Origin of the sequence: Sinorhizobium sp. CB7, assembly GCF_041357635.1 — a bacterium.
Lineage (GTDB): Bacteria > Pseudomonadota > Alphaproteobacteria > Rhizobiales > Rhizobiaceae > Rhizobium.
The window spans coordinates 155,206-162,735 of record NZ_JAULLL010000015.1 but is presented as its reverse complement, the minus strand read 5'-3'; the positions used below and the strand labels follow the sequence as shown (position 1 = coordinate 162,735).

Genomic DNA, 7,530 nt, shown 5'->3' with positions numbered 1-7,530 from the left:
GCAACAGCGCTCCCACTGCCGTCGATGCCATCAACTTACGCATGGTAATCCTCCCAGATTCTCTGGCGCGGAACCCATTCCCGCACCGAATAATCGCCCTCCTCAGGCGACGTCGATTACGCCGGGCTAAGCCCGCTTCTCCCCTTGCGGCATCCACCAGCTGGTACGGCCGCCGATATGCATCGTGAGCGTCTTTGTCTCAGTGTAGTCTTCAACGGCATGGCGTCCGAGTTCACGGCCGAGCCCGGACTGCTTGTAGCCGCCGAACGGAAGTTCCGAGGCACCGTCCATGAACGTGTTCATCCAAACGGTTCCCGCGCGGACCTTTCTTCCGATCGTCAGGCAGGTATCGAAATCCCGGCTCCAGACGCCGGCGGACAGGCCGTAGTCGACGGAATTCGCGATGTCGATCGCCTCGGCGGCCGTCTCGAATGTCAGCACGGAAAGGACCGGACCGAAGACCTCCTCGCGGGCGACCGCCATGGTCGGCGTCACACCGGAAAGGATCGTCGGAGCCATGAACTGGCCCATCCCGAGGTCAAGCGCATAGCCACCATGGGCGACCTCCGCACCATTGCTCTCGGCACCCGTGACGTAACCCGTGATTTTTTCCAGATGCTGCGGCGTGATGATTGCGCCTACCTGTGTGCTCGGGTCGAGCGGATCGCCAACCTTGACGTCCTTTGCCAACTCCGCCACGCGCCTGACGATGTCCGATGCGATGCTCTTGTGCAGGATCAGGCGCGAGCCGGCATTACAGCACTCACCGGCGTTGAAATATGCGCCGAACACCGCCGCATCGACGAATGCGTCCAGATCGGCGTCAGGGAAGACGATCTGCGGGTTCTTGCCGCCGAGCTCCAAGGACACCTTCTTCAACGTCTGCGCGGCATTGGTCATCGTCAGTCTGCCAACGCCCGTGGAGCCCGTGAAGGACACCATGTCGACTTCCGGATGGGAGGTCATGACGGCGCCGACCTCGGGTCCGGTTCCCGTGACGATGTTGACCACGCCTTCCGGAACGCCGGCCTCCTCAAGGATCTCGCCCAGAACGAGCGTGGAACCGGACGTCAATTCGGACGGCTTGACGATCGTGGTGCAGCCGGCTGCCAAAGCGAAAGGAAGCTTCTGCCCGACGATCAGGAACGGGAAGTTCCACGGCGTGATGATCGAGACCACGCCGATGGCCTCGCGCAGGACCACGCCGAGGGTGCCATCTCCGAGCGTGTTATAGCTTTCACCATGCAGGTCTCGGGCAAGTGCTGCGGCATAGCGCCAGATATCAACGGATCCCGCGATTTCGCTACGGACCTGGCTGATCGGCTTACCCGCCTCGACCGCGTCCAGATAGGCAAGCTCCTCGGATCGCGCAGCAATGAGATCGGCGGCCTTGAGCAGGATGGCGGAGCGTTCGGAAGCGGTCATTCCGGGCCACGGACCATGGTCGAAGGCCTTGCGTGCGGCCATGATTGCGCGCTCTGCATCGGCCTTGCTTCCCGTCTGGAACCGGCTGACGACGACGCCGTGGCCGGGCGCGACACGATCGATCGGCTCAGAATTGCCGGATACCCATTTGCCGTCGATCAGCATCTTGAAATCACGGGCTTTATGGTCGCTCAGCGCCTTTGGATTCACCAGAACCGTCATCACCACTCTCCCTTGAATCTTGCCGGTCGTTTCTCACTAAAGGCTGCGACGCCCTCTTTCAGATCGCCGGTCTTCGCGACGAGAATGGCGCCGAGCGCCTCCACGGCGGTGCCATTGTCCTCACCGTTCGCCGCCGCGATCATAAGCTTCACGATTTCCAGTGCGGCAGGCCCGCGCGCGGCGACCCGCTCAGCGTACTCCCGTGCCGCATCGACACCGTTTCCGCTCGAGGTGACCGCATCGACGACACCCAGCAGCCTTGCTTCCTCGGCCGTGAAGACTTCGCCGCCCAATGCCATCCGGCGAACGACCTGGGCACCGAAGCGCTTCACCAGGCGCTGGGTGCCGGACCAGCCCGGGACCATGCCAAGTCCGGTCTCGGGCAAGCCGATCCTGATGTGTTCTTCCGCGATCCGGAAGTCCGCGACGCCTGCCAGTTCGAGGCCGCCCCCAAGGGCGTGGCCGTTCAACGCAGCGATCAGAGGAACGCGCAGCGTCGCCAACCTCTCGAAGACACGGTGACCGTGCCGAACCCAGGCATGCCCGAACTCCTCAGGCCGCATGCCGCCCCATGCCTTGATATCACCGCCTGCAGAAAAGCCCTTGCCCTCGCCCGTCAGGATCGCGACCCGCACGTCGGAATTGGCTTCGACCTCATCGGCCGCAACCCCGAGCGCCTTCAGCATGTCCAGGTCCAGCGCGTTCAGCTTCTCAGGCCTAGAGACGGTCATGACCGCGACGTGGCCATCGACGTTGACCCTTACAGTACCGCTAGCCATTGAAAGTGCCCTCCAGAACGCGAGCGCTCTTTCCCGGCAGAGACAGCCCGATCTTGTCCTGGCCGAAAAGCCTTGCGTCCATGACTTCGAGGTCCTTTCCCACGATCAATGGGAACTCGCATTGGTCGAGGATATGTTCACGCAGATCGACGCCGGGCGCGATTTCGGTCAGCACGACACCTTCAGGCGTGAGCTTCATAACACACCGCTCGGTGACATAGGTTATGTCCTGCCCTTGCTCGATCGCTCGCTTACCGGAGAAGGTGACGTGCTCAACCTCGTTCACGAGTTTCTTGAGCTTGCCTTCCTTCTCTATCACCAGCCTGCCGTCCGCGATCGCAAGCTTCGCGCCCGCATTGAACATGCCGGAGAAAACGATCTTCTTCGCGCGGGCGGTGATATCGACGAATCCGCCGGCTCCTGCCGTCACATGCGGTCGGAAGGAGAGCTTGGAGACATTGACCGATCCATCCTTGCCGATCTCGAGGAACGACAGGAGCGAGGCATCGAAGCCAGCGCCCTGGAAATAGGTGAACTGGTAGGGAGACGGCATGTAGGCATCGGCGTTGGACGCGCAGCCGAATGCAAAGTCCAGGAGCGGCACGCCGCCGACGGCTCCCTGCTCGATCACCCAGGTCACCGATCCGTGCAGCCCTTCTTCAAGAAGGATGCGTGGAACGTTCGCGGAAATGCCGAAGCCGAGATTGACGCAGCTGCCCGCCTGCAGTTCCTGCGCGACACGACGGGCAATCACCTTCTGAATGTTGAATTCCGGAACACGGAACGTATCGAGCGGACGGAAAATCTCGCCCGAAATCGCCGGGTCATAGGTCGTCTGCGTCGTCTGCTTCTGATCCGGATCGACGACCACGTAGTCGACCAGCATGCCAGGTACGCGGACATCGTGCGGCTTGAGCGAACCTTCCTTCGTGATCCGCTTGACCTGAGCGATGACAATGCCACCGTTGTTGCGCGCGGCAAGTGCCTGGTCGAGGCCGCCGAGATAGGCGCCTTCATGTTCGTAGGTGAGGTTTCCGCGCTCGTCGGCCGTCGTCGCACGGATGATCGCAACCTGAGGCGCGATCGACGGGAAGTACAGCCAGTCCTCCCCTTCGAACGATACGCGCTTTACCACCGGGTCGCCGGCGGCGAGGTCGTTCATGGCGCAACCCTGACGCCTTGGATCGACGAAGGTGTCGAGACCGACCTTCGTCAGGACCCCCGGCCGCTTGGCAGCCGCCTCACGGTGCATGTCGAACAGGATACCGGAAGGAATATTGTAGGCAGGAATCTCATTGTTGGTGATCATCTGCCAGATCAGCGGCGGCTCCGCACTCGACGGCCCAGATGGATAGGAGCCGCCGATGATCCGCTTGAGCAAACCCTTCCTGGCGATATGGTCCACACCCTTGATGCCGCTCATGTCGCCTGCCGCGATCGGATGCAGCGTGGTGATATCCCGTGGATGAGCCGTGCTCTCAAAGCGCTCGCCGATCGCCTTCAGCATGAGGTCCGGGCAGCCGAGGCCGCTGGACGACGAGACCGACACGACAGCTCCATCGGGGATCAGGGCGGCGGCTTCGGCCGGGGTGATGTGCTTGCTCATTTGGTACTCAGAGTCCCGTTTCTACCTTGACGGCCAAACCGCGTTTGGCGGATTCGGCAACGGCGAGGCCGGTCGCGAGCGACCAGATCCCATCCTCTGCCGTCGCGGACGGACGGCCGTTGCCCGCGATAGCGCCATGGAAGGCTTCCAGTGCCGACTCGTACAGATTCCGGTTGCCCGTCGGCAGTTCCTCCTCACCGGCAGCCGTGCGCAGTGTCACGGTTCCGACCGGGCGCTGCGTCATGACGTTCCGTGCAATCAGCGATCCCTCCGTGCCGTGTACTTCGAAGCCCGTTTCGGCGTACTTCACCGTAAAGGCGTCATGGAACTGAGCGATGATCCCGTCTTCGAAACGCATGACGCCCATGACAGCGTCTTCGAGACCTTGTTTGCCCATCCCGCCTGCCTGCGAGAATGCGATCACCTCTACAGGATCGCGTCCCAGGACAAAGCGCAGCGTGTCCGTATCGTGGACGGTGATATCGAGAATGACGCCGCCGCCCGCCGCCGGCTTGTCTAGGCGCCAGCCCTGCAGATGGGGCGGCAGGTAAACCGCATGGAATACGCGCGCTGCCAGCGGCCTGCCAATCCTGCCGGCAGCGACCGCATCCCTCATCGCGATATGTGTGGACGCGTTGCGGAGGTGATGATTGGTGGCGAGGACGACGCCGGCATCCCTCACCGCCTTCGCCATCGCGTGGGCGTCCTCCAGGGATATCGCCAGCGGTTTCTCGCAGAGCACGTGCTTGCCCGCTTGTGCAGCGGCAATGGCTTGATCGCGGTGAAGCTCATTGGTCGTCGAGATGTAGACAGCGTCAACTTCGGGATCGGAAACGAGCGCCGAGACGTCCGAGACGTACCGGCCAATCCCGTTTTCAACGGCGTAGGAACCAGCCCTGTCCGGGCTCGAACTCATGACCGAAACCACTTCACCGCCGGTTGCCCTGATGGCACCGATAACCCATTCCCGTGCAATCGTGCTCGCGCCGATAAGACCCCAACGGACCGTCATGCCAATTTCCTCCCTGGCTTGTTCTGCCCGGCACCGCAGCTCTCGCGGACGACAAGGCGAACCGCCGTTGTCACGCTCTCGGCGTCCGCTTTTCCGGCGCTGATCTGTTTAAGGAGAAGCTGTGCGGCGCGTCGTCCCATGCCCTGCGGATCGACGGAGATCGTCGTCAGGGCCGGAACGGCCGTCTGCGCCTCGATGACATCATCGAAGCCTACGACTGCAAAGTCCTTGCCGGGCTCCATGCGGCGGGCCCGCAGCCCATCGCACACACCGAATGCGACGGCGTCGTTGAAGCAGACAGCCGCAGTCGGGCGGTCGCTTATTCCCATCGCCCGACCGATCGCATCGACACCTCCGGCCCTCGATGGCGCGGACGAGACGACCAGTTCCCCATGGAAGCCAAGTCCGGTCTCGAGCATCGCGTCACGGTAGCCAGCCAGGCGCTCTTCAAACACTGCCGTATCCGGGAAGCCGCCCAGGAAAGAGATCCAGCGGTGCCTGAGTGACGCGAGATGCTTCACCGCGGCAAAAGTGCCCTCACGATTGTCGGAAACGATCGAGGAAACCTTTGCTCCGGGCAAACTGCGGACTACGACGACCACCGGAATCCCTGCCGCCACCAGCGGCTTGAAGTCACCTGCTTCCGTGGCGCGCGCAGGGGAAACGATGAGGCCCGAAATGCCATGTTCCCGCATCGAGGCGATTACTTCTCGTTGGCGGTCGATGCTCTCGCTGGTATTCGACAGAAACTGAACGAAACCCGCCGACTGCACGACCATGTCGACACCGACTGCGAGCTCGGCAAAGAAGCTGTTCGTGAGATCGTTGACGACGACGCCGATGATCCTCGACTTCGCGCTTGTCTGGCGAAGATTGGCGGCACCGCGATTGTAGACGTAGCCCAGTTCGCGCATCGCCGCGTTGACCTTGGACCGGGTCCCCTCATTGACCAGGGGGGACCCCTGCAGCACCAGCGAGACCGTCGACTTCGAAACGCCGGCAGCCTTCGCGATGTCAATGACGGTCACCCGCCCCTTGGTCATGAATTCCTCCCCTGGCCTCCGCCAACTTGTAGCATCATTAATTGGAACGTTCCAAAGAATGTCAAGCGAAAATTAATACGGCCAGACGCTGCAAATCCGTCACCGCAGCGGGAACTTATAGATATCCTATTGTTTTTTAATGGCCTTGTCACCGCTTCGATTTTTCGCCCAATCTCGTCTCGCTAAGCTCATCAAATAATGCCCAATCCAAAAATCCTCTTGAAATTTGGAACGATCCAAATTATTGCATCCTCCATCTCATGAGGAGAATTGCCATGAGCCTGTCCCTGAATCTGCCGAATCCCGACGGAACCGTTGGCGAATACCGCCTCGTCGGGACGCCCATCGAGCAACCTGTGACGCCGCCTTCGTTCAATCGCATCGCCTATGCGGCCGCACACGTCGTGTCGGACCCGCGCAAGGACGTCGACCCGTGGGGCCGCCCCGCGATCGACTGGGATTCGACGATCGCATTTCGCCGCCATCTCTGGAGTCTCGGCTTCAAGATCGCCGAAGCAATGGACACGTCGCAGCGTGGCATGGGTCTCGACTGGGCAGGCGCGCAGGAGCTGATCAGACGGTCATTGGAAGAAGCGAGGAGCGTCAGGGGCGCGGACCTTGCGTGCGGCGCCGGCACCGACCATCTCGCGACGGTTGACGCAAAATCCATCGATGACGTCGTCAAGGCATACGAGACCCAGATCGAGTTCGTCGAGAAGCACGGTGGCCGCGCGATCATGATGGCAAGCCGGGCGCTTGCCCGCGTTGCCTCCTCGCCCGACGATTACGCCGAGGTCTACGGTCGCATCCTGTCGCAGGCAAAGGATAAAGTCGTGTTGCATTGGCTCGGCGAAATGTTCGACCCGAACCTCGCGGGCTATTGGGGGAGCTTGCAGTTCGAGCCGGCGCTCGAATGCGTCCTGAGAATCATCAGCGAAAACAAGGACAAGGTCGAAGGCATCAAGATTTCGCTGCTCGACAACGCCAAGGAAGTCCAGCTCCGCAATCGCCTGCCGGATGGCGTCCTCTGCTTTACCGGCGACGACTTCAACTATGCGGAATTGATCGAAGGCGATGGCGAGCGGTACAGCCACGCCCTGCTCGGCATATTCGACGCCGTTGCGCGCTCAGCCTCCAAGGCGCTGGCGTCGCTCGCCGCTGGAGACGCGGCGACCTTCAGATCCGTTATCGAGCCGACCGTTCCCTTGTCCCGGAAAATCTTCGAGGCCCCAACGCAGTACTACAAGGCCTGCGTCGTGTTCCTTGCCTGGTTGAATGGTCATCAGAGCCATTTCACCCTGCCCGCAGGAATGCAGTCGGCGCGTGGCGTCAATCACTATGTCGAGATCTTCCGGCTGGCCGACAAGGCCAATGTCCTCGACAGGCCCGAGCTCGCGGTGAAGCGCATGAGGAACTTCGCAGGGGTCTTCGGCGTCGATTGAG

6 protein-coding genes are annotated in these 7,530 nt (G+C 61.6%); 1 reads left to right on the top strand and 5 read right to left on the bottom strand.

Features of this window, described 5'->3' with window-relative positions; genetic code table 11:
• Positions 1–126 precede the first annotated feature (126 nt).
• Genes AAE029_RS26100 through AAE029_RS26080 form a run of 5 tightly spaced genes read right to left on the bottom strand, consistent with a single transcriptional unit; the run spans position 127 to position 6,087 of the window.
• Complete coding sequence (locus AAE029_RS26100) at positions 127–1,647, bottom strand: aldehyde dehydrogenase family protein (RefSeq protein ID WP_371075803.1); 1,521 nt, start codon at positions 1,645–1,647, stop codon at positions 127–129.
• Positions 1,647–2,426, bottom strand: a complete 780-nt coding sequence (locus AAE029_RS26095) for an enoyl-CoA hydratase/isomerase family protein (RefSeq protein ID WP_371075802.1) — start codon at positions 2,424–2,426, stop codon at positions 1,647–1,649. The genes AAE029_RS26100 and AAE029_RS26095 overlap by 1 nt, the downstream gene beginning before the upstream one ends.
• On the bottom strand, positions 2,419–4,032 hold the full coding sequence (locus AAE029_RS26090; RefSeq protein ID WP_371075801.1) for an acyl CoA:acetate/3-ketoacid CoA transferase: 1,614 nt from the start codon (positions 4,030–4,032) through the stop codon (positions 2,419–2,421). The genes AAE029_RS26095 and AAE029_RS26090 overlap by 8 nt, the downstream gene beginning before the upstream one ends.
• 7 nt (positions 4,033–4,039) lie before the next feature.
• Positions 4,040–5,044, bottom strand: a complete 1,005-nt coding sequence (locus AAE029_RS26085; RefSeq protein WP_371075800.1) for a Gfo/Idh/MocA family protein — start codon at positions 5,042–5,044, stop codon at positions 4,040–4,042.
• Complete coding sequence (locus AAE029_RS26080; RefSeq protein ID WP_371075799.1) at positions 5,041–6,087, bottom strand: LacI family DNA-binding transcriptional regulator; 1,047 nt, start codon at positions 6,085–6,087, stop codon at positions 5,041–5,043. The genes AAE029_RS26085 and AAE029_RS26080 overlap by 4 nt, the downstream gene beginning before the upstream one ends.
• 275 nt (positions 6,088–6,362) lie before the next feature.
• Here AAE029_RS26080 and AAE029_RS26075 point away from each other — a divergent pair, with 275 nt between their 5' ends.
• Positions 6,363–7,529: a dihydrodipicolinate synthase family protein gene (locus tag AAE029_RS26075; RefSeq protein WP_371075798.1), complete on the top strand. Its 1,167-nt coding sequence runs from the start codon at positions 6,363–6,365 to the stop codon at positions 7,527–7,529.
• The last annotated feature ends 1 nt before the right edge of the window (position 7,530 follow it).